This is a genomic window from Rudanella lutea DSM 19387 (assembly GCF_000383955.1).
Lineage (GTDB): Bacteria > Bacteroidota > Bacteroidia > Cytophagales > Spirosomataceae > Rudanella > Rudanella lutea.
The window spans coordinates 135,415-153,632 of the sequence record NZ_KB913013.1; the positions used below are offsets into that span (position 1 = coordinate 135,415).

Below are 18,218 nucleotides of genomic sequence, written 5' to 3' on the forward strand. Positions count from 1 at the left end.
CAGATTACACCTTAGGTTGTTGTATAAAATAGAGGGGCCTGTCCGGAACGGACAGGCCCCTCGTGCGTGTGAAGCGGTGCCCATTAAACCCCAACGCGCTCCAGCAGTGCTTTAGTTTTCTTGATGCCTTCGTATTCATCAACCTTGCTGCCTTCGTACTCAATGCCCACAATGCCCCGGAACCGAGCCTCTTTCAGAATTTTCATCATGCGGGCGTAGTCGGTCTCAATGCAGTTGCCTTGTTCGTCGAAGTCGTATGCTTTGGCTGATACGCCCTTGGCATAGACCATTAGTTCCTGTGTGCCCTGGTAGCGGTCGTACGATTCGTCGCAAATCCGGCCATTGTCTTTGTTCCGCCGGATACAGAAGTTACCGAAGTCGGGCAGGGTACCCACGTTCTTTTTGCCAACCTGCTTCATGACGTCGGTAAGCCACCTTCCGTTCGATGAGTAACCGCCGTGGTTCTCCACAATCACGTTGATGCCGGTTTTCTGGGCAAATTCACCTAACCGGCCCAATCCGTCGATGGCTGCTTTGGCCACCTCTTCGGCGGTGCCGTTGCCGTACGCATTGACCCGGATGGTTTTGCAACCGAGATACTTGGCACAGTCGACCCACTTTTTATGGTTTTCTACGGCCTGATTCCGTTTGGTATCGTCAAGCTCGCCCAGGCCACCTTCCCCGTCGATCATGATCAGGTGGTTTTTCACACCATTGTCTTTGCAGCGCATCAGGAGTTCGTCGAGGTAAGCCTTATCCTGCGCTTTGTCTTTGAAAAATTGATTGACGTACTCAACGATGCTGATGCCAAACTCGTTTTTGGCCAGCGCCGGAAAGTCAAGATTTGTGATTTTCTTGGCAAACAGGGCTTTATGGAGCGACCATTCGGCCAGCGAAATGTCGAAAAAAGGCTTCTTCGCTGCCGATTCCGCAAAGGCATCCGGCAGGAGGGTAGCACCCGCAGTAAAGGCGGCCGCCTGCTTCAAAAAAGAACGTCGGTTCGTAAACATAGGGTTTGTCGGTATATCCGCTAAAAATAGCGTTTGGTCAGGTCAATAAAAAAGCTGACCGTATAGCGGCCAGCCTTTCCGATATGAATACAACCTGAATTATAGCAATAACCAGAGAAAAATTTGTATAAAACTGATTATTGAAATTCAGATTTCCAAATTATTGATCGAAACTTATTTAAAATTGACCCCTGCTTTTTTCGTACATCCGAGCAAACAATTGTAAATCAAATGGTTTGTGGATCGACGGGGACAAAATGTTTTTGGTTGAGGGGCAGGTTGGCGGCCGTCCATTCGACATCACGTACAAACGGAAAGGCTCGTACGGGGCAGTCGGCCACCCGGCAATAGTGACAGCACTCTTTCAGGCACGGGTCGGTATGGACAAAAATCTCGACCTCGCTGTTGGATGCTTCTTTCAAGGCATCTTCAAACGTGTGTACCTCGTTATGCACCTGTACCAGATCCCAATAGTAAGGTAGGGTAAGGTGGCAGTCGATGTGCAGATCGGCCCCGTACTTTTGTACCCGTAGGTTGTGCACATCAATCCAGTTGGGGCTTTTTCGGATGTTCAGCACCTTGACCACCCGGTTGAGCGTCGGCCCATCGGTTTCGTCCATGAGCCGGGCTACCGACTGCCGGGTAATGTGGAAGCCGTTGTAAATGATGATCATGGCCAGACCGAGCGACAACACCCCGTCGATCCAGCCCAGGCCTGTAAGCCACACGAGCCCAATGCCAACTACCACAACGGTACTGCTGATGCTATCGGTAAGCAGGTGCCGACCGTCGGCCGTGAGTGCCATCGAATCGGTGTTGCGGCCTGTAATTACGAGTCGCCAGCCCACAAAGGCATTCACGGCGGTGGTAGCGGCTACAATCACGATACCCCAATCCAGATTCTGCAAGTCGCGGGGCTCAAAAAAACTGAAAGCCGCTTCGATCAGGATAAAAATGCCGGCCGACAGAATCAGTGCCCCCTCAAAGCCTGACGACAAAAACTCAATTTTGCCATGCCCATACGGGTGATTCTGGTCGCGGGGTTGCCCCGATAGGTAAATGCTGTAGAAGGCAAAGGCGCTACCGACTACATTGACGATGGATTCAAGGGCGTCGGTCAGGATTGCCGTTGAGTTGGTCAGGTAGTAAGCAACTACTTTCAGGACAAACAGGACCACACTCAGCACGAGCGACACGCTCATCCATCGGTATTTGGTCAATTGGTTGGATTGCATTGAGTCAATGAAGTCGGTAATCGTAGGATAAAGGTAGCTATTTCGAGACGAAAAAGCCGTATTTTAGCCCGTATGAATGCATCTGAAAACCCCTGGAAAACACACACATCAACCGTTGTTTACGATAATAACTGGCTTACAATCAGGCATGAAGAAGTCACAACGCCGGCCGGTACACCGGGTATTTACGGTGTTGTGAGCTTCAAGAACAAAGCCGTTGGGGTGGTGCCCATCGATGCCGAGGGAAATATCTATCTGGTTGGACAATACCGATATACGTTGAACGAATACTCCTGGGAGATCCCGGAAGGTGGTTGCCCTATTGGTACCGATCCGCTTGATTCCGCCAAGCGCGAACTGAAAGAAGAAACCGGTCTCGAAGCCCGCCGGTGGACACCGATAGCCCGGATTCACACCTCCAACTCAGCTACCGACGAAGAGGGCTTTATTTTTCTGGCTCAGGACCTCGTGCAGGGTGAGCAGGAACCCGAAGATACCGAAGACCTACAGGTCCGCAAAGTGCCCCTGACTGAGGCCGTTCGGATGGTGATGGCGAGCGAAATTACCGACGCAATCAGCATGACCGCCATTTTGATGGTTAGTAGAACCCTCGGTGTATGATTGAAGCTTTATTCTACGGCCTGCTGACGGGCTTTCTGCTCTGCCTTACGTTTGGTACTGTGTTTTTTTCGCTGTTACAGAATAGCGTCGATAATGGCTATCGGGCGGGGATCAAAATTGCGTTCGGCGTGGTCGTCTGCGATATGCTGTTTGTGGCTTCGGCCTTGTTCGGTACGTCGTTTCTGCCCAAAATTGAAGGGTTCGACGTACTGCTGACGCTTGTAGGGGTAATTTTTCTGGTAGCTATCGGACTGGCCAATTTGCTCAAGGGGACTCCCCGGCTGGCCTACCCCAAAACCCGGTTTGGTAATTTTCTGTATTACTTCTGGACGGGTTTTCTGCTCAACGGGCTCAATCCCATCAACTTTATTACCTGGGTTACGCTGGCGGCTTATCTGCGCAACTCGCTACACTACACCCTCGATCGGCAAATGGCGTTTATGGCTATGAGTCTGGTTGGCATTTTTCTGACTGAGTCGGCACTGGCCTTATCGGCACACAAACTCAAACGACTTTTCACACCTCGAGTAGTGCTCAACTTCAACCGGATTACCGGCATTGTGTTTCTGGGTATCGCGGCCAATCTGGCCTGGACACGGCTGTACCAGCCGCTTATGAATTTGATGAACTGGTAAACCTCAGGGTCGGGTTTGGAAAACCCCTTTTGTGAAAGGCGGCTGACGAAGAATCTGAAACGAGTTTTCGTCGCCCAGCATGACGGCCCGGCGCAGATCGTTTTCGGCCTGCTGCAGTTGCCGAAGCTGGATGCGGGCCAATGCGCGCCATCGGTAGGCATCGGGTTGCTCGTCGCGCAGGTGCCACACGGCCTTGTCGAATTCGCGGAAGGCTTCGGGAAACTGGTGGGTGCGGTAGTAGGCAATGCCCCGGTCGAGGTAGCACTCACCGAGGGTATTGTCGCGGTTGATGGCCTGCGTCAGGTCGTAAATAGCCGAGTAGTAGTTTTCCTGCCAGAGTTGGCAGCGCCCCCGGCTGGCGTAAGCGATAGCTGATTTGGGGTGTTGGCGAACGGCTTCGTCGAAAAAAGCGAAGGCCTCCTGTGTATCCCGGTTTTTGAGTAGTTCGAGCCCTTTACCAAAGCGCTTCCGGTCTTTATCCGACGGGGTATCGTGGTCGGTAAAGAAGTACTTGATTACCAAATAAGGGATAAACAGCAGACTCAACAGCGCAACTTCCATGACACAGTCTGGCTTGACAGCTACGAATATACTACCTAAAGTGTTAAACCGTTCAATTCCGCTTTCACGGATTTAGACAATCCCTGATAAACCAGATCGTATGAGTGATCGATCCATTCCTGAACCAGACTCGGGCGTAGCGACGGCCCCAGAATCACCGTATTCCAGTGTTGCTTGTTCTGATGATAGCCCGGTTGCACCGCGTCGTACTCTTCCCGCAGTTGAATGGCCCGTTCGGGGTCGCATTTGAGGTTAAGGGTAGTGGGTTGTGCATCTAGGCTAATCAGGGCGAAGACTTTACCGCCTACTTTGAGTACGAGCGTTTCGGGGCCAAAGGGAAACGATTCCGTGGCACCGGGCTTGCTCAAACCATACTCGCGGAGGGCTTCAACGTTCATCGGGTACAGGCCCGAACGGCCATTACGGTCAGACAGAACAGAAACATCACAATCGAGATCCGGTTGATGCCGTGCATCATACGCAGGTTAAAACTCGATGGATCGTTTGGGTTGGGCTTGCGAAATACCCGCAGGAAATACGCAAAAACAGGCCCGATTTTGAGGTAATCCAGAAGACGATTCATTAGTACAACGAACAGCTATCAGCGAACAATGAGCAGTAAATAGCTTCTTCTAAAAAAGGTGACACTACTAAAAAGACAATGGTTTGTTCACGAAAATTGTTCACTGGAACCCACAGTTTCGACAAACTCTTGTAGATTATTATTTGCCTACTGTTCGTTGTTCAGTGCTAACTGTTCGTTGTTCACTGTTCACTATGTGTTGGTTCGAGCCAACGACCATCTTCCCGGATAAGTCCAATCAGCTCGTCGACGGCGTTGGCGGCCGGTACCGACTTTTTTACAACCTGCTGACCCCGATACAGAGCAATCTTGTCGCGCCCAATGCCAACATACCCGTAGTCAGCATCGGCCATCTCGCCGGGACCATTCACGATACAGCCCATGATGCCAATTTTCACCCCTTTGAGGTGGTCGGTGCGCTGACGAATCATGGCTGTTGTTTCCTGAAGGTCAAACAGGGTGCGTCCGCAGGAAGGGCACGAGATATATTCGGTTTTGGTAATGCGGGTACGGGCAGCCTGCAAAATACCAAAAGCCAGTTCGTTATGGCGTTTCTGTTCGGCAGGCTCGGTACCGCCGGTCAACATTACCCCATCGCCCAGTCCATCTACCAGCAAACCGCCCATATCCGTGGCGGCATACAGCGGCAGGTCATCGGCCGAAACCGTCGGGAAAGCCCGCTGAATAACCACAGGTAGCGAAAGTCCCCCATTAATCAGCTCGACAAACAACCGGCGCAGTTCGGGCATGGCGTGGGCGTTGGCAGTAGTAGCCAGCAACACGGCTGTTGGGTCGGTGCGTAGGGTTTCGATCAGCGATTCGCTCAATTCGGGCAACGAAACCCGCACCACATTGAGCCGGTTGCTCAGGGGTGTTTGTCGGGCCGCCAGGTACTCATCGGCCGTCAGGAGCGGAAACTTGTTGACGGTATCGCCCGTAGCCAGCCAGGCGGTGTAGTCGATAATTTCTTTCAGACCGTTGGGGAGCATAAACGCGGCCGGGGTAGCGCCGGTATAGATAAAATCGGCCCCCAGGTCGTTCATAGCCCATTTGTCGGGCACGGGCAGGTAAAAATGCCCGATCGCTTTCAGTTGATCGTACTCCGTGACCGGAGTTTGGCTGTAATCGGCAATAACGCGGGGCACGTTGGCTCCGCCGAAATTAAACACCTCGTTCGTGGACCGGCGTTTGTACTGAAACGGGTCGATAGGGTAGTGGCTCACGGCCGGCATGGCCGAAGCCTCGGTAGCTCGGCGCGTGTACCGGTCAATCAGCGCTTTGGCAACGGGCGCTTCGCGCTCAGGTTCTTCGGTGAGCGAAACCCGAACGGTATCACCCAGTCCGTCTTCGAGCAGAGTGCCAATGCCCACGGCCGATTTAATTCGACCATCTTCGGCTTCTCCGGCTTCGGTTACGCCGAGGTGCAGCGGGTAGGGTTGCAGCCCTTCTTCATCGAGTCGTTGTACCAGCAGTCGGTAGGCTTCCACCATCACCTGCGGGTTGCTCGATTTCATCGACAACACGATGTTGTAGTATTGCTCGTCTTCGCAGATGCGCAGAAACTCAAGTGCCGACTCTACCATACCGACGGGCGTATCGCCGTAACGACTCAGAATCCGGTCGGAAAGGGAACCGTGATTCGTACCGATCCGCATGGCGGTGCCGTACTCCTTACAAATCCGGACGAGCGGCAGAAACTTCTCCCGGATGCGTTCCAGCTCGGCCGCGTACGAGGCATCGGTATAGTCAATGTGCTCGAATCGCTTGCGGTCGGCATAGTTGCCGGGGTTGATACGAACTTTCTCCACGATTCGGGCGGCCAGTTCGGCGGCATTGGGCGTGAAGTGAATATCGGCGACGAGTGGGGTTGTGTACCCACGGGCGCGGAGTTCCTTGCGGATATTTTCGAGATTCTGTGCCTCTTTTACGCTCGGGGCGGTGATACGGATGTATTCGCACCCGGCCTCGATCATCCGAATCGACTGCTCAACCGAACCGGCTGTATCCATTGTGTCGATGGTGGTCATCGATTGCACCCGAATCGGGAAGTCGGAACCCATCGGCACATCGCCAATTCGAACGGTTACGGTTTTACGCCGAACGTATTCGGTCAGCGAGGGAGTATATAAACGGGCTTTGGGATTGGTGGCCGAGGCCGAAGTAGGCAGCAGATCAAGCATACGCGTGGTCGAATTGGAACGGAGGGTTAGTCCGGTACAAAGGTAACACAATCTGGGCCACGCGTGTTCGCCAATTCGGCGGATGGTGAACGGAAGTCACATGGAAGGTTGTGGGTTCAGAGATGACATCTCGTTTGGAGAGATGTCATCTCTGAACCCACAACCTTCTTACCACTTCGTTTTTTTATGCCCGATGGCGGCATAGTAGAGGATAAAGCCGAAGAGGGGGAGCAGCAGGGCGTATGCGGTACGGGGGCTGATGTGGTCGGTCAGGTAGCCGTGCAGCAGAGGCAGCAACGCCCCGCCTGAGATAGCCATAATCAGGAGTGCCGATCCGAGTTTGGTGAACGGTCCGAGCCGGTTCAGCGCCAGCGGCCAAACGGCGGGCCATACCGGGGCAATGGCAAATCCAAGCAGCGATATGCACAGAATCGACGCATAGCCGTCGGTAAGCAAAGCGCCTACCGTAAACGCAAGGGCCAGAATACAGCCGTACAGCAAGGCTTTTTGCTGCGAAATGTAGCGGGGAATAGCTACGATACCGAGCAGGTAACCTGCCAGCAAACCATACAACGTATAGGTGGTGAAGTACTTGGCTTCGTCGTTGCTGAAGCCCATAGCCATACCGTAGTTGATGATGGTGTCGCCGGCAATCACCTCGGCGCCCACATAACAAAACAGCGCGATGACGCCCAGAACCAGGTTTGGAAACTCAAAAATACTCGTGTGGTTGTGTGCGTTAGCCGACTCTTCGGCGGGTACATCGTCCTGTTCTTCCGACACTTCGGGGAGGGTTGAAAACCGAACGAGCAGGGCCAGAACTACCAGTACGCCGGTCAGAATCAGGTAGGGAGTTACTACCTTATCGAGCGCGTTGGTGCCGGTGTTGCCGCTTTCAGAGAGCAGTATATTGCCAAAAATGAGCTGACTGGCAATGCCCGCCAGCTTGTTGGCAATGCCCATGAAGCTGATCCGTTGAGCCGCCGACTCACGCGGGCCCAGAATGGTCACGTAGGGGTTGGAGGCCGTTTGTAACACGGTGAGTCCGATACCAATCAGGAACAGCCCCGCCAGAAACATTGGATATGAAACCGAGCTGGCTGCCGGCACAAAAATAAGCGTACCCAGCGCCATAATGCCCAGCCCTACCGACATACCATTTTTAAAACCGGTACGCCGGAGTACCGCCGATGAGGGTATCGCCATCACCGTGTACGAGATAAAAAAGGCAAAAGCCACCAGGTTAGAGGCTACCGTACTGAGGTTGAAGGCCTGTTTGAAAAAAGCAATCAGAACGCTGTTGACCCAGGTTACGAATCCGAATACAAAGAACAGGGCACCGATAATGAGCAGAGGCCCAAGGTACGATTTGGATGATGCAGGTGCTGTTGGAGTCACAGGGATGGGGTTTAGGAATTGGATGAATGGAGAGACGTCTAACTACCAATATGCCGACTGACGAGGAAGGCCTCAATCCGGTCAAGGGCCACGTTCAGCTCGTCGACGGTGGGCAGGCAAACCACCCGAAAGTGGTCGGGTTGGGGGTAGTTGAAGCCTTGCCCGGCCACGACGAGCACTTTTTGCTCGGCCAGCAGGTCGTACACAAACTCGTTGTCGTCTTTGAACCGGAACTGGCTCAGGTCAATTTTTGGGAATACATACAAGGCTCCTTTGGGCTTCGTGCAGGTGATACCCGGCATGGCCGTGAGCCGCTCGTGGGCGAGCATAATCTGTTTGTAAAGGCGCCCCGACGGGTGAACCAGATCCTGAATACTCTGGTAGCCACCAAGCGCTGTTTGAATGGCGTACTGTGTAGGAACGTTGGCACACAAACGGAGTGAGGCCATCAGGGTAAGCCCTTCAATGTACGATTTCGCTTTGGCGCGAGCCCCGCTCAGGATAAGCCATCCGCCCCGGAATCCAGCCGCCCGGTAGTTCTTCGAAAGGCCGCCCATCGTGATGCAGAGGGTGTCGTGAACAAACCGCGCCATCGGGTGATGCTGGGCGCCGTCGTACAGAATTTTGTCGTAAATCTCGTCGGTGAAAACAATCAGGCTGTGCCGTTCGGCAATTTGGGCAATGCCTTCGAGCACGGCTTTGTCGTACACCGCACCGGTAGGGTTGTTGGGGTTAATAACGACCAGCGCCCGCGTTTTCTTTGTGATTTTACGTTCCAGGTCAGCCAGGTCGGGGTTCCAGCCAGCGGCTTCGTCGCACACGTAATGCACGGGTTTGCCCCCACTCAGGGCAACCGACGTGGTCCAGAGCGGGTAGTCGGGCGCGGGCACCAGCACTTCGTCGCCCTCGTTGATCAACGCCTGCATCGACAGCAGAATGAGTTCGCTGACGCCGTTGCCGATGAAAATATCGTTGATCGTGATGCCGGGCAGATTCAGCGTCTGGGTGTAGTGCATGACTGCCTTACGGGCTGCGAAAAGGCCCCGCGAGTCGGCGTAGCCCTGCGCGTTACGAATGTTCAGGATAATGTCGTGGACAATTTCGTCGGGCGCGTCGAATCCGAAAGGGGCGGGGTTGCCAATGTTCAGATTGATGATTTTGTAGCCCTGGCTTTCGAGCTCCAACGATTTCTCGTACACAGGCCCCCGAATGTCGTACCGTAAGTTGTTCAGCCGCTGGCTTTTCAGAATTTCCATGTAAAAAGACCCCTGACGAGCATTCTGCCCGCAGGGGTCTGCAAAAATACCGGATTTCTGATACTTCGTTGTCGTTTATACGATCATGGGGTGTAGGACAAGTTTAATTTTTCGACAGGATTATAGGATGTACAGGATTTTATTGCCTAAAAATAATCCTGTACATCCTGTAATCCTCCGGGCCGCCCGGCGGTCGAAAAAAGCGTCCGTCAAGCTTATCAGAAAGAACTTGTCTTAAACCGACAGTCTTGTTTCTGCAGAGAATTCTCCGTCTTTGTGCTATTAACCAGAAACTATAGACTCAAAACCAATAAACGTTATTTGGCTGTACCGATATAATCGAGGAGATCGTTTAGGTCAGCGTCGCTCAATGATGTGAACGATGACATCGGAATCTTCTGGAATTTATTGAACACCTGTACCGCGTAGGGGTCTCCGGCAGCTACCAGCGCCGACGAATTCCGAATCCATTTTTTCAGCCACTCATCGCCCGGTGCGCGTTCCCGAACGCCTTTGAGGCCGGGGCCAACCAGTACCTCGTCAGTTATAGCGTGGCATTGTGCGCAATTGTTTGTAAAGAGCGATTTGCCGTGCTCCTGGGCTTCGGTGAGTTTGGCTACCACCGGCGTAGGGGGAACTGGCACTCCGGTTGTCTGAGTCGGAGTGGCGGAGCTACTGCCTGATGTAAGCTGCATGAAGGCTACCACAGACGTTAAGGCAAAAAGGCCAATAACCAGGGTCACAAGGCCGTACACAACCGGTACGAGCCGCCGGAACTGCTCGTTCTGAAATGGATTATTCGTATTCATGGTAATGAATGAAAAATGGAAAGAGGCAAAAACAGACTTTGCCCGGCTAAATGTACCGTTCATCTACATACAGGCTCATTTTCAGCCGAAAAATATTTACCTTTTAGCCACGTTAACCCTTCTTCGCGTATGCAACCTACTCTTCCTCTTCAATCTGTACCCGGGCACTCGGCTTCTTTAGCCGACAGGCGGGCGGTGTCTGTTCCGGCTACCGTTCCCGCGTATGTGTATGCCGTAGTTTTTGCGTCATTCTGCATTGTGATGGGCCTGCTCTGGGACATCATGTGGCACATTAGTATCGGTCGCGATGGGCTGTTCTCACCCCCGCACGTTGTCATTTACGTCGGTGCACTGGTGTCGGGCCTGTTTTCGGGCTACCAGATTTTGTCGATTACCCTTCGTCGGCAGCACCCGGCCCGGTCGCGGTCGGTACGTTTCTGGGGTGTTTTTTACGGATCGTTGGGGGCCATGTATTGCGTTTGGGGTGCTTTAGCCATGCTGACCTCGGCCCCGTTCGATGATTGGTGGCACAACACCTACGGGCTCGATGTCCAGATTCTGACCCCCCCGCACACGGTGCTGGTGCTGGGTATGATGATGGTGCAGTTTGGGGCGATGGTGGGCGTATTGGCATTGCAAAATACAAGCACTACGGCCGATGCCCGGTCGGCTGGCCGCATCCGGGTGTTGTATGCCCTGTCGGCGGCCTTTTTGTTGTCCGTGCTGTACATTCTGCTGTCCGAAAACATGGGCCGCTGGGTCTCCCACAACACCTCCTATTACGTGACAGCGGCTTTTATTTTTCCTGTTTTTCTGATGGCCGTTGGCCGAGGGTCTACGCTCTCGTACCCGATCACCACCATTACGGCTCTGTATATGCTCACCATTCTGCTGCCTAATTGGGTGCTCCCGCTGTTTCCGGCAACGCCCAAGCTGGGGCCGGTTATGAACCCCATCACTCATTATCAGCCGTATTCATTTCCGCTGCTGCTGGTGGTGCCCGGCCTGGCGCTCGACTGGCTGAACAGGCGGTACGCGGGCCGTATCTCCGACTGGGGGCTGGCCGCTCTGGCTGGGCTTGTGTTTGTCGGGCTGTTTGGGATTGTGCAGTGGCATTTTGGGGGCTTTCTGCTGGAGTCGCCCTATGCGCGCAACTGGTTTTTTCTGGGCGAAGCGTGGCCCTACGATAACGACCCGGATTGGAAGTACCGGTACAAGTTCAATCCGTATTTTGACCAGACAACCGCCAACTGGGCGGTTGGATTTGGGAAAGCTGTTGTGATTGCGATGGTTTCGGCCCGCGTTGGTTTGTGGTGGGGTAATTGGATGAAACGCATTGTACGCTAACCAAACCCACCCTATGAACAAGACAACACAAGCTGGCTGGATGAAAAAAATCGGCGTACTAACTCAGCTCTGGGCGTTGCTACTGCTGGCGTCGCAGGCGTGGGCTCACGTCGGTAGTGCGGGGGTTATTGTACAGAAACAGGTGGGTAAATACAGCCTGTTGGTGCAGGTGCTGCCGCCCGATGTGGTGCCCGGTACGGCCAAAGTAACTGTATTTGTGGAGCAGGGTCGCGTGAACCGGATCGAGGGAAGACCCGTGTATTTCAACGCGGGTGACGAGGGGGCTCCTACGCACGACGAGCTGACCCGGACCGAGGCCAACCGGTTCGAAGGGGCCGTTTGGCTTATGGAATCTGGCTCGACTAGTATTCAGTTGGCTATCAACGGCCCCGACGGCCCGGCTGAGGTGGTGGTGCCGGTGGTGGCTGTATCAACCGCAACCCGCGATATGCCCGCCGGAACAGGTGCCGGACTGGCCCTGATGGGCCTTCTTCTGGTCGGTATGATGGTTACCATAATTGGGGCCAGTAATGCCGACGGGGTGGGCGTTTCGGACCCCAAAGCGCTTCGGCGCAAACGGTTGGTAGGCATGGGCATCGGGAGTGTGGTGCTGGTATTGCTGCTGACCGGTGGGCGTTTCTGGTGGGATAGCTGGGCCGATGAGTACCGGGCGTACCAGCTTTACAAACCCGTTCCCCTGATTTCGTCGGCCCGGCCCGAATCGGATGGGGTTGTGCTGACCATCCGGCCTGATACCACCGGGTTTGCCCACAACCGGCAACGTCGGCGCGATTTTAACCTGCTCATTCCCGATCATGGCAAGCTGATGCACGCGTTTCTGGTCCGGGCCGATTCGGGGATGGATGCCTTTGCCCATTTGCACCCCGAACGTACCGACTCGCTCCAGTTTACCGCCCGGCTACCGCAACTGCCCGGCGGGCGGTACCTGCTGTTTGCCGATGTGGTGTACCGGTCGGGTTATACCGAAACCCTGACCGATACGCTCGAGTTGCCCATGATGAAGCAATCGGCGGCACAAGCTGCTCTTGCACGCGCTACCGACCCCGACGATAGTTTTCTGATCACTGAACCAATGGGCGTGAAACAGGACGCCGTCGGAAAACTGCATCTGGATGAGGATATGGTCGCCTGTGGAAAGCCGGGGGCCAGCACCAAACTGACCGATGGCAGCACCATGGTCTGGACGGATAAGCCCGGAAAAACGCTCAATGCGGGTAAATTGTATATGTTGAAGTTTGCCGTTGCCGACCCAACCGGTAAAGCCGCTGCGCTGGAACCCTATCTAGGCATGAGCGGTCATGCGGCTATTCTGCGCTCCGATGGTACGGTGTATATTCACCTGCACCCGGTTGGGACGTACTCGATGGCGGCCGAAGAAACGCTCAGTAACCGGATTGCCGATACCAGCCGGGCGGTACATAAGCCCAACAGCGCCCGCTTCCGCGACAGTATCGATACGTATCTGGCGCGGCTTAAAGAAATGCCCGAAAGTCGCCGGAATGCTCTGCTCAAAGCCCAAATGGGTACCATGAGCCACGCAATGAGCACTAATAATATGGTGGAGTTTCCGTACGCGTTTCCAAGGGCAGGCCATTACCGTATATGGGTACAGGTAAAACGCAATGGACAGGTGCTGACGGGGGCGTTCGATACGCAGGTTCGTGAATAGATCAGGCCGTAAGCAGGCTGAGACCGTACAGACTCAAATACCGGTGTTCGGGGAGATCGTCGAAGTTGTCGCCATCGAACCGAATACCGGCCGGAGTTTGCCCAAACACCATGTGGGGGAGAAACTCGGCCAACTGAAGGTATGTATCCGCAAACGGAGTAATTTCCCCGTACAGGAGTACATTCACTGAATAGGGCTCAAGCCGTAGCTCCTCAATGACGTACAAGAGATAATAGGTCAGGTCGAGCGGGTTTTTAAACCCAAACCGGTTGCAAAACCTTAGTTCCCGGTTCGACCGCAGAATCACCGTGGCAAACTCGTCTTCAAAATACAACAGCAGATTCTGCGTGCTGATGAGGTGACGGTCTACCGCAGCCGAAGCCGTGATGAGCGCCGTGGTCTGATGCACAAACGTGAGGTTTTGCAACGGATACACACCCGCCAGGTAGTTGGCCAGTCGGTGCTCTACATTGAAAACCGACACAAAGTTTTCGTTGGGTTGCTCAAAAAAGTGAGCATACTCGTGAGGGGGCAAAGCGCTTCCCCGCATGAGGGTCATGTAGCTACTGGCGTATTCTTTTCGGAACAGCGGCTTGGGAATGAGTGTAAAAGCCGGCGAGTTAACCGATACCAGAACCTGTTGCCAGGGACCAGCTGGCAGTACCGAATGGTCCTGAAAAATAGCAGGCAGGTTATCGGCGAGCGAGCGTTCTGTCAGCAGTGATGGAAACGCGAAGTCTTCGAGCCACGCGATCCGTTTCTGGCTGTCGAGATACGAAAACCGGAAATGGTCTTTGCTTACTTCCATGCATAGCACCGATTGCTCCGTCTGAGCAGTATCAAACGTATCCTGACGAACGGTAACAATGGGTGACACGGTGGTGGACGTTAGCACAGGGGTTAGCAGAAAACTTGATAAAACGAATTACACGATTAACAAATTATAGACCAAAATAGCCGCGCAAGGCAAACACTTCTTCTATTGAATGGCACCGCCCAAACAAGGTATGCACCTCTTCGGGCGGGTACGATTTGATTTCGTCGAACGTCATCAGCCGTACATCTTCGATAATCTGTCCGTCGAGGCTCATCTCAGGGTCTGAACCCTGCCGGAGCGAACCACCGATGGCGTGAACGGCAAAAAACAGTTCGAGGGCATGCAGCGGTGGCTCCATAAACTCGTTGACGAACAGCATCTCGCCTACTTCAATTTTCAGGCCAGTTTCTTCGTCGAACTCCCGAACGAGCCCCTCGCGGGTTTGTTCGCCAAATTGTAACCCACCGCCCGGCGGGCACCAGAACGTATCGGATGGGTTGATACCCCGGTGCCGAACCATCAAGAGACGGTCGCCCTCCCGATACAGGCCGCAGACACGGATACGGAGCCGGTTGCCATATAGGCGGAGCACTTCGGAACGAGCTTTGTCCTCGGTTACTGTCATGATTCTACTCATCAACGCACAAAAAGAGGACGAAGATACGGAATTTGACGGACGCTTGTCCCAAAACAGCTACTCGATTCGGTCGGTTAGGCCACCTTGCGTGGAGTTCGATACAACGATGTAACGATTTGCTATACAAACCCAATACACTGAACCGGCTACTGACCTACTCAGAACGGGCTGCCCGATATATAACTCTCGAGCGAGTTGATCCGGTTACGCTGGTCGTGAATAATTGCCGAAACCACGTCGTTGATCGAAATTATACCTGTAAGTTCGTCATTGTCGATAACGGGTAGGTGCCGGATGTGCTTCTCAGACATAATCCGCATGGCCATTTCCAGTTTATCGTCGGAGGCCACCGTGATGAGCTTGCTGGTCATTACATCGGCAATGAGGGTGTCTTTGGAAGCCCGACCCTGCAAAATTACTTTGCGGGCATAATCGCGCTCCGAAAAGATGCCGGCCAACTGCCCTTCATCAATGACCAGAACGGCCCCGATGTTTTTCTCGGCCATGAGCCGGAGGGCGTCAAAGACCGTGTCAGACGATTGGACGGCGTAAATCGTATTGATGGTTTTGCCGGATAGTATTTGCTTGATTTTCATTGTGTATAAAGGGTTGTTAGGAAGTTGAAGATAACGAACAAATAAGAAAGAGAGAAGCGGCCGCCCGGAAAAGTTTAAAATCAAATGAAAGCAGCTTGTTTTCGTGGGTATTTTCTTTCTCTTCTGCCCCCTTTTGGGTAAATTTAAGGTATGAATGAAACCCAAACGGCTGCGCAGTTGCTGGCCAAACGTTTCCCTTTTAAACCGACTCCGGGACAGGAAGAATTTTTCGAGAAAATAGGGTCGTTTATCACCCGCGAAGAATTTGAGCATTACCGCGACTGTTTTCTGTTACGGGGATATGCCGGTACGGGAAAAACCACACTCATCAGTACACTCATCAAAGTATTGCCCCGGTTCGGGTATAAATCGGTCTTGTTGGCACCCACCGGCCGGGCGGCTAAGGTGATGTCGAACTACGCCAAGAAATCGGCCCAAACCATTCACCGCAAAATATACCGGCAGGTTGCCGACCCCGGCTCGGGCTCGCTCCACTTTCAGCGCCAGAAAAACTACCACGAAGACACCCTGTTCATTGTCGATGAAGCGTCGATGATTTCCGACGAAGCCGATTTTGGCGGCAAAGGACTGCTCACCGATTTAATCGAGTTTGTGTTTGAAAACGGCGGTAACAAGCTGATGCTGATTGGCGATACGGCTCAGCTACCCCCCGTGGGGAGTGACCTGAGCCCGGCCCTCAACCGCGATTTTCTGGCTCATAACTTCGATATGGTGGTGCACGAGCAGGAGCTAACCGAAGTTATGCGGCAGGAGGAGACGTCGGGAATTTTGGCCAATGCCACCGACCTCCGCAATGAACTCGCGATTGCTGAGCCCATGATTCGGCTGCAAACCCGGCCGTTTCGGGATATTTATAAAATGCCGCAAGCCCGGCTCGAAGACGGCATTCAGTATGCCTACAATAAGTTCGGGCGGGAGAATACCGTGATTCTGTGCCGTTCCAATAAAACGGCCGTGCAATACAATCAGTTTGTCCGGCGGGTAATTAATGGGTGCGAAGATGAACTCGACGCGGGCGATATGATTATGATTGCCCGTAACAATTACACCACACTCGAAGAAGACTCGCCCGCGGGTTTTCTGGCTAATGGTGAGTTTGCCGAGGTGCTCAAAATCCGGCGTAAGGAAGAGATGCACGGCCTGCGATTTGCCACGGTAACCCTCCGGCTTGTCGATTACGAAGAGCAGCCCGAGTTTGAAGCCAAAATTATTCTGGACACGCTGTACTCGCCGACGCCCGCGCTGGGGCCCGAAGAGAGTCGTAATCTGTACGAGAGTGTGCAGAAGGATTATTTCTACATAAAGTCCAAAAAAGAGCGGGCGGAGGCCGTCCGGCGCGACTCATACCTGACGGCCCTACAGGTGAAGTTTGCTTATGCGCTTACGGCGCACAAGTCGCAGGGCGGGCAATGGAGCGCGGTGTTTATTGATCAGGGCTATTTGCCCGAACCTACCGTCACCCACGAGTTTGTCCGGTGGCTCTATACGGCCGTGACCCGTGCTACCGACGAGGTGTACCTGATGAATTTTAACCCGGCGTTTTTTGAATAGGGGAGAAAGAAAAAGGGGAAAAGGAGGAGGGAAAAAGGAAAAAGGAGGAGGGGTTGCTTTTGACAGTCTCTTTTCCTTTCCTCCTTCTTCCCTTCTCCTTTTCCCCCTTTATTTATGATACCCGAACATAGCTTCCCAGCCACTTCACATCGGCGGCATGGTGGTTAAGAATCTCCTGAAGGGCTGGGTCATCGGCATGGCCTTCGCATTCGAGCAGAAACCAGTAGCGGAAGGTGGCTCCTTCGCGGAGGGGGCGGCTTTCAATCTTGGTCAGGTTGATGCCACGGGCGTTGAACTCCTGTAGAAATTCGGCCAGAACCCCCGGTGAGTTTGAGTTTTGAAGCCGGGCAATGAGGGTGGTCTTATCCCGTCCGCTTGGTTCGTTTCGGAAATCCTTGGCTAACAGGAGGAACCGGGTCCGGTTGAGGTTCGAGTCCTCGATGTTATCGAACAGAACGGGTACGCCAAACAGCTTGGCGGCAATGTGCGAGCAGATAGCAGCCGTACGGGGTTGCTGCGCGGCCATTTTGGCGGCCTTCGAGGTCGACTCTACCGGTACCATTTCGGCCTGCAAACCGTCGAAGGAATCGTTCAGGAATTTGCTGCACTGCCGGAACGCAATGTCTTTAGAGTAGATGTGCGTGATGTCGGCCAGATTATCGGTCTGCGTGGCAAAGGTGAAATGCACCGCAATTTCGGCTTCGGCCGCAATCATGAGGTTTTTCTCATTGAGCAGGTCAATGGTTTCGTTGACGACTCCCTCCTGATTGTTTTCGATAGGCACCACACCAAACCGGGCCCGGCCTGTTTCGACGCTCTCAAACACCGACCGGATAGTGGGTTGGGCCATGTAGGCACTTACGGCACCAAACCGGCTCTCGGCCGCCTGATGGGTAAAGCTACCCTCAGGTCCCAGAAACGCGACCCTCTCGGGCAGTTCCATGTTGCGCGCAGCCGCGAAAATCTCCAGAAAAATGGCTTCCAGTGCTGATTCGCTCAGTGGCCCTCCATTCTGAGCGTTCATCCGGTCCAGAATCTGACGCTCACGTTCGGGACGGTAAATAATCGAATTGGTTGAACGCTTGAGTTCGCCCACCTGACGAACAAAACTCATGCGTTGGTTGAGAAGCTGGAGAAGTTGATCGTCGAGGGCGTCGATTTGGTCGCGTAAATCCTGAAGGGTCATTGGAACAGGTAACAGTGATCAATGAACAGTTATCAACGAATAGTGAACAGTTGACAACGAACAATGAACAACCAACAGTAAGTCG

At 53.6% G+C, this 18,218-nt stretch carries 18 protein-coding genes; 5 read left to right on the forward strand and 13 right to left on the reverse strand.

Going from position 1 to position 18,218, the window contains the following annotated elements; all coding sequences use genetic code 11:
- Window positions 1–83 precede the first annotated feature (83 nt).
- Entirely contained in the window at window positions 84–1,010 is a 927-nt protein-coding gene (locus tag RUDLU_RS0100645; protein ID WP_019986401.1) for a sugar phosphate isomerase/epimerase family protein, read from the reverse strand.
- Between the two features lie 227 nt (window positions 1,011–1,237).
- On the reverse strand, window positions 1,238–2,245 hold the full coding sequence (locus RUDLU_RS0100650; protein ID WP_044129262.1) for a cation diffusion facilitator family transporter: 1,008 nt from the start codon (window positions 2,243–2,245) through the stop codon (window positions 1,238–1,240).
- Window positions 2,246–2,317: 72 nt separating this feature from the next.
- On the opposite strand from RUDLU_RS0100650, the gene RUDLU_RS0100655 reads away from it, so the two are divergent.
- Window positions 2,318–2,866 (forward strand): NUDIX domain-containing protein, encoded by a 549-nt coding sequence (locus RUDLU_RS0100655; RefSeq protein WP_019986403.1) that lies wholly within the window; start codon window positions 2,318–2,320, stop codon window positions 2,864–2,866.
- Entirely contained in the window at window positions 2,863–3,501 is a 639-nt protein-coding gene (locus RUDLU_RS0100660; protein WP_019986404.1) for a LysE family translocator, read from the forward strand. Before RUDLU_RS0100655 ends, RUDLU_RS0100660 begins: the two co-directional genes overlap by 4 nt.
- Window positions 3,502–3,504: 3 nt before the next feature.
- Here the strand turns inward: RUDLU_RS0100660 and RUDLU_RS0100665 are convergent, their stop codons facing one another.
- From RUDLU_RS0100665 to RUDLU_RS0100695, 7 genes are all read right to left on the reverse strand, one after another.
- Entirely contained in the window at window positions 3,505–4,062 is a 558-nt protein-coding gene (locus tag RUDLU_RS0100665) for a tetratricopeptide repeat protein (protein ID WP_019986405.1), read from the reverse strand.
- A 35-nt stretch (window positions 4,063–4,097) separates the two neighbouring features.
- Window positions 4,098–4,460, reverse strand: a complete 363-nt coding sequence (locus RUDLU_RS0100670) for an MmcQ/YjbR family DNA-binding protein (RefSeq protein ID WP_019986406.1) — start codon at window positions 4,458–4,460, stop codon at window positions 4,098–4,100.
- On the reverse strand, window positions 4,457–4,645 hold the full coding sequence (locus RUDLU_RS0100675) for a DUF6728 family protein (protein WP_019986407.1): 189 nt from the start codon (window positions 4,643–4,645) through the stop codon (window positions 4,457–4,459). Before RUDLU_RS0100675 ends, RUDLU_RS0100670 begins: the two co-directional genes overlap by 4 nt.
- Window positions 4,646–4,827: 182 nt before the next feature.
- Window positions 4,828–6,825 carry a (E)-4-hydroxy-3-methylbut-2-enyl-diphosphate synthase gene (ispG, locus tag RUDLU_RS0100680; RefSeq protein WP_019986408.1) on the reverse strand — a complete coding sequence of 666 codons (1,998 nt, stop codon included), beginning with the start codon at window positions 6,823–6,825 and terminating at the stop codon, window positions 4,828–4,830.
- A 168-nt stretch (window positions 6,826–6,993) separates the two neighbouring features.
- Window positions 6,994–8,223 carry a sugar MFS transporter gene (locus RUDLU_RS0100685; RefSeq protein ID WP_019986409.1) on the reverse strand — a complete coding sequence of 410 codons (1,230 nt, stop codon included), beginning with the start codon at window positions 8,221–8,223 and terminating at the stop codon, window positions 6,994–6,996.
- A 38-nt stretch (window positions 8,224–8,261) separates the two neighbouring features.
- Window positions 8,262–9,479, reverse strand: a complete 1,218-nt coding sequence (locus RUDLU_RS0100690) for a pyridoxal phosphate-dependent aminotransferase (protein ID WP_019986410.1) — start codon at window positions 9,477–9,479, stop codon at window positions 8,262–8,264.
- 317 nt (window positions 9,480–9,796) lie between these two features.
- On the reverse strand, window positions 9,797–10,288 hold the full coding sequence (locus RUDLU_RS0100695) for a c-type cytochrome (RefSeq protein ID WP_245581606.1): 492 nt from the start codon (window positions 10,286–10,288) through the stop codon (window positions 9,797–9,799).
- A 129-nt stretch (window positions 10,289–10,417) separates the two neighbouring features.
- On the opposite strand from RUDLU_RS0100695, the gene RUDLU_RS0100700 reads away from it, so the two are divergent.
- Window positions 10,418–11,635 (forward strand): hypothetical protein, encoded by a 1,218-nt coding sequence (locus RUDLU_RS0100700; protein WP_245581607.1) that lies wholly within the window; start codon window positions 10,418–10,420, stop codon window positions 11,633–11,635.
- 13 nt (window positions 11,636–11,648) lie between these two features.
- The gene (locus tag RUDLU_RS0100705; RefSeq protein ID WP_019986413.1) at window positions 11,649–13,325 is read left to right on the forward strand and encodes a hypothetical protein; all 1,677 of its coding nucleotides are present in this window, start codon (window positions 11,649–11,651) and stop codon (window positions 13,323–13,325) included.
- A gap of 1 nt (window position 13,326) precedes the next feature.
- Here RUDLU_RS0100705 and RUDLU_RS0100710 read toward each other — a convergent pair whose 3' ends face one another.
- The 3 genes from RUDLU_RS0100710 to RUDLU_RS0100720 form a co-directional block, all read right to left on the reverse strand.
- Window positions 13,327–14,220 carry a DUF3822 family protein gene (locus RUDLU_RS0100710; protein ID WP_027302635.1) on the reverse strand — a complete coding sequence of 298 codons (894 nt, stop codon included), beginning with the start codon at window positions 14,218–14,220 and terminating at the stop codon, window positions 13,327–13,329.
- A 46-nt stretch (window positions 14,221–14,266) separates the two neighbouring features.
- Entirely contained in the window at window positions 14,267–14,767 is a 501-nt protein-coding gene (locus RUDLU_RS0100715; protein WP_027302636.1) for an NUDIX domain-containing protein, read from the reverse strand.
- A gap of 170 nt (window positions 14,768–14,937) precedes the next feature.
- On the reverse strand, window positions 14,938–15,375 hold the full coding sequence (locus RUDLU_RS0100720) for a CBS domain-containing protein (protein WP_019986416.1): 438 nt from the start codon (window positions 15,373–15,375) through the stop codon (window positions 14,938–14,940).
- A gap of 150 nt (window positions 15,376–15,525) precedes the next feature.
- Here RUDLU_RS0100720 and RUDLU_RS0100725 point away from each other — a divergent pair, with 150 nt between their 5' ends.
- Window positions 15,526–16,947 carry an ATP-dependent DNA helicase gene (locus tag RUDLU_RS0100725; RefSeq protein WP_019986417.1) on the forward strand — a complete coding sequence of 474 codons (1,422 nt, stop codon included), beginning with the start codon at window positions 15,526–15,528 and terminating at the stop codon, window positions 16,945–16,947.
- 112 nt (window positions 16,948–17,059) lie between these two features.
- On the opposite strand, the gene pheA is transcribed toward RUDLU_RS0100725, so the two are convergent.
- On the reverse strand, window positions 17,060–18,133 hold the full coding sequence (gene pheA / locus RUDLU_RS0100730) for a prephenate dehydratase (RefSeq protein ID WP_019986418.1): 1,074 nt from the start codon (window positions 18,131–18,133) through the stop codon (window positions 17,060–17,062).
- Window positions 18,134–18,218 lie beyond the last annotated feature (85 nt).

What these genes read in the sequence shown, in the direction of transcription:
- RUDLU_RS0100645 (WP_019986401.1), bottom strand. Translation starts at nt 1,010, where the DNA reads ATGTTTACGAACCGACGTTCTTTTTTGAAGCAGGCGGCCGCCTTTACT.
- RUDLU_RS0100650 (WP_044129262.1), bottom strand. Translation starts at nt 2,245, where the DNA reads ATGCAATCCAACCAATTGACCAAATACCGATGGATGAGCGTGTCGCTC.
- RUDLU_RS0100655 (WP_019986403.1), top strand. Translation starts at nt 2,318, where the DNA reads ATGAATGCATCTGAAAACCCCTGGAAAACACACACATCAACCGTTGTT.
- RUDLU_RS0100660 (WP_019986404.1), top strand. Translation starts at nt 2,863, where the DNA reads ATGATTGAAGCTTTATTCTACGGCCTGCTGACGGGCTTTCTGCTCTGC.
- RUDLU_RS0100665 (WP_019986405.1), bottom strand. Translation starts at nt 4,062, where the DNA reads ATGGAAGTTGCGCTGTTGAGTCTGCTGTTTATCCCTTATTTGGTAATC.
- RUDLU_RS0100670 (WP_019986406.1), bottom strand. Translation starts at nt 4,460, where the DNA reads ATGAACGTTGAAGCCCTCCGCGAGTATGGTTTGAGCAAGCCCGGTGCC.
- RUDLU_RS0100675 (WP_019986407.1), bottom strand. Translation starts at nt 4,645, where the DNA reads ATGAATCGTCTTCTGGATTACCTCAAAATCGGGCCTGTTTTTGCGTAT.
- ispG (WP_019986408.1), bottom strand. Translation starts at nt 6,825, where the DNA reads ATGCTTGATCTGCTGCCTACTTCGGCCTCGGCCACCAATCCCAAAGCC.
- RUDLU_RS0100690 (WP_019986410.1), bottom strand. Translation starts at nt 9,479, where the DNA reads ATGGAAATTCTGAAAAGCCAGCGGCTGAACAACTTACGGTACGACATT.
- RUDLU_RS0100695 (WP_245581606.1), bottom strand. Translation starts at nt 10,288, where the DNA reads ATGAATACGAATAATCCATTTCAGAACGAGCAGTTCCGGCGGCTCGTA.
- RUDLU_RS0100700 (WP_245581607.1), top strand. Translation starts at nt 10,418, where the DNA reads ATGCAACCTACTCTTCCTCTTCAATCTGTACCCGGGCACTCGGCTTCT.
- RUDLU_RS0100705 (WP_019986413.1), top strand. Translation starts at nt 11,649, where the DNA reads ATGAACAAGACAACACAAGCTGGCTGGATGAAAAAAATCGGCGTACTA.
- RUDLU_RS0100715 (WP_027302636.1), bottom strand. Translation starts at nt 14,767, where the DNA reads ATGACAGTAACCGAGGACAAAGCTCGTTCCGAAGTGCTCCGCCTATAT.
- RUDLU_RS0100720 (WP_019986416.1), bottom strand. Translation starts at nt 15,375, where the DNA reads ATGAAAATCAAGCAAATACTATCCGGCAAAACCATCAATACGATTTAC.
- RUDLU_RS0100725 (WP_019986417.1), top strand. Translation starts at nt 15,526, where the DNA reads ATGAATGAAACCCAAACGGCTGCGCAGTTGCTGGCCAAACGTTTCCCT.
- pheA (WP_019986418.1), bottom strand. Translation starts at nt 18,133, where the DNA reads ATGACCCTTCAGGATTTACGCGACCAAATCGACGCCCTCGACGATCAA.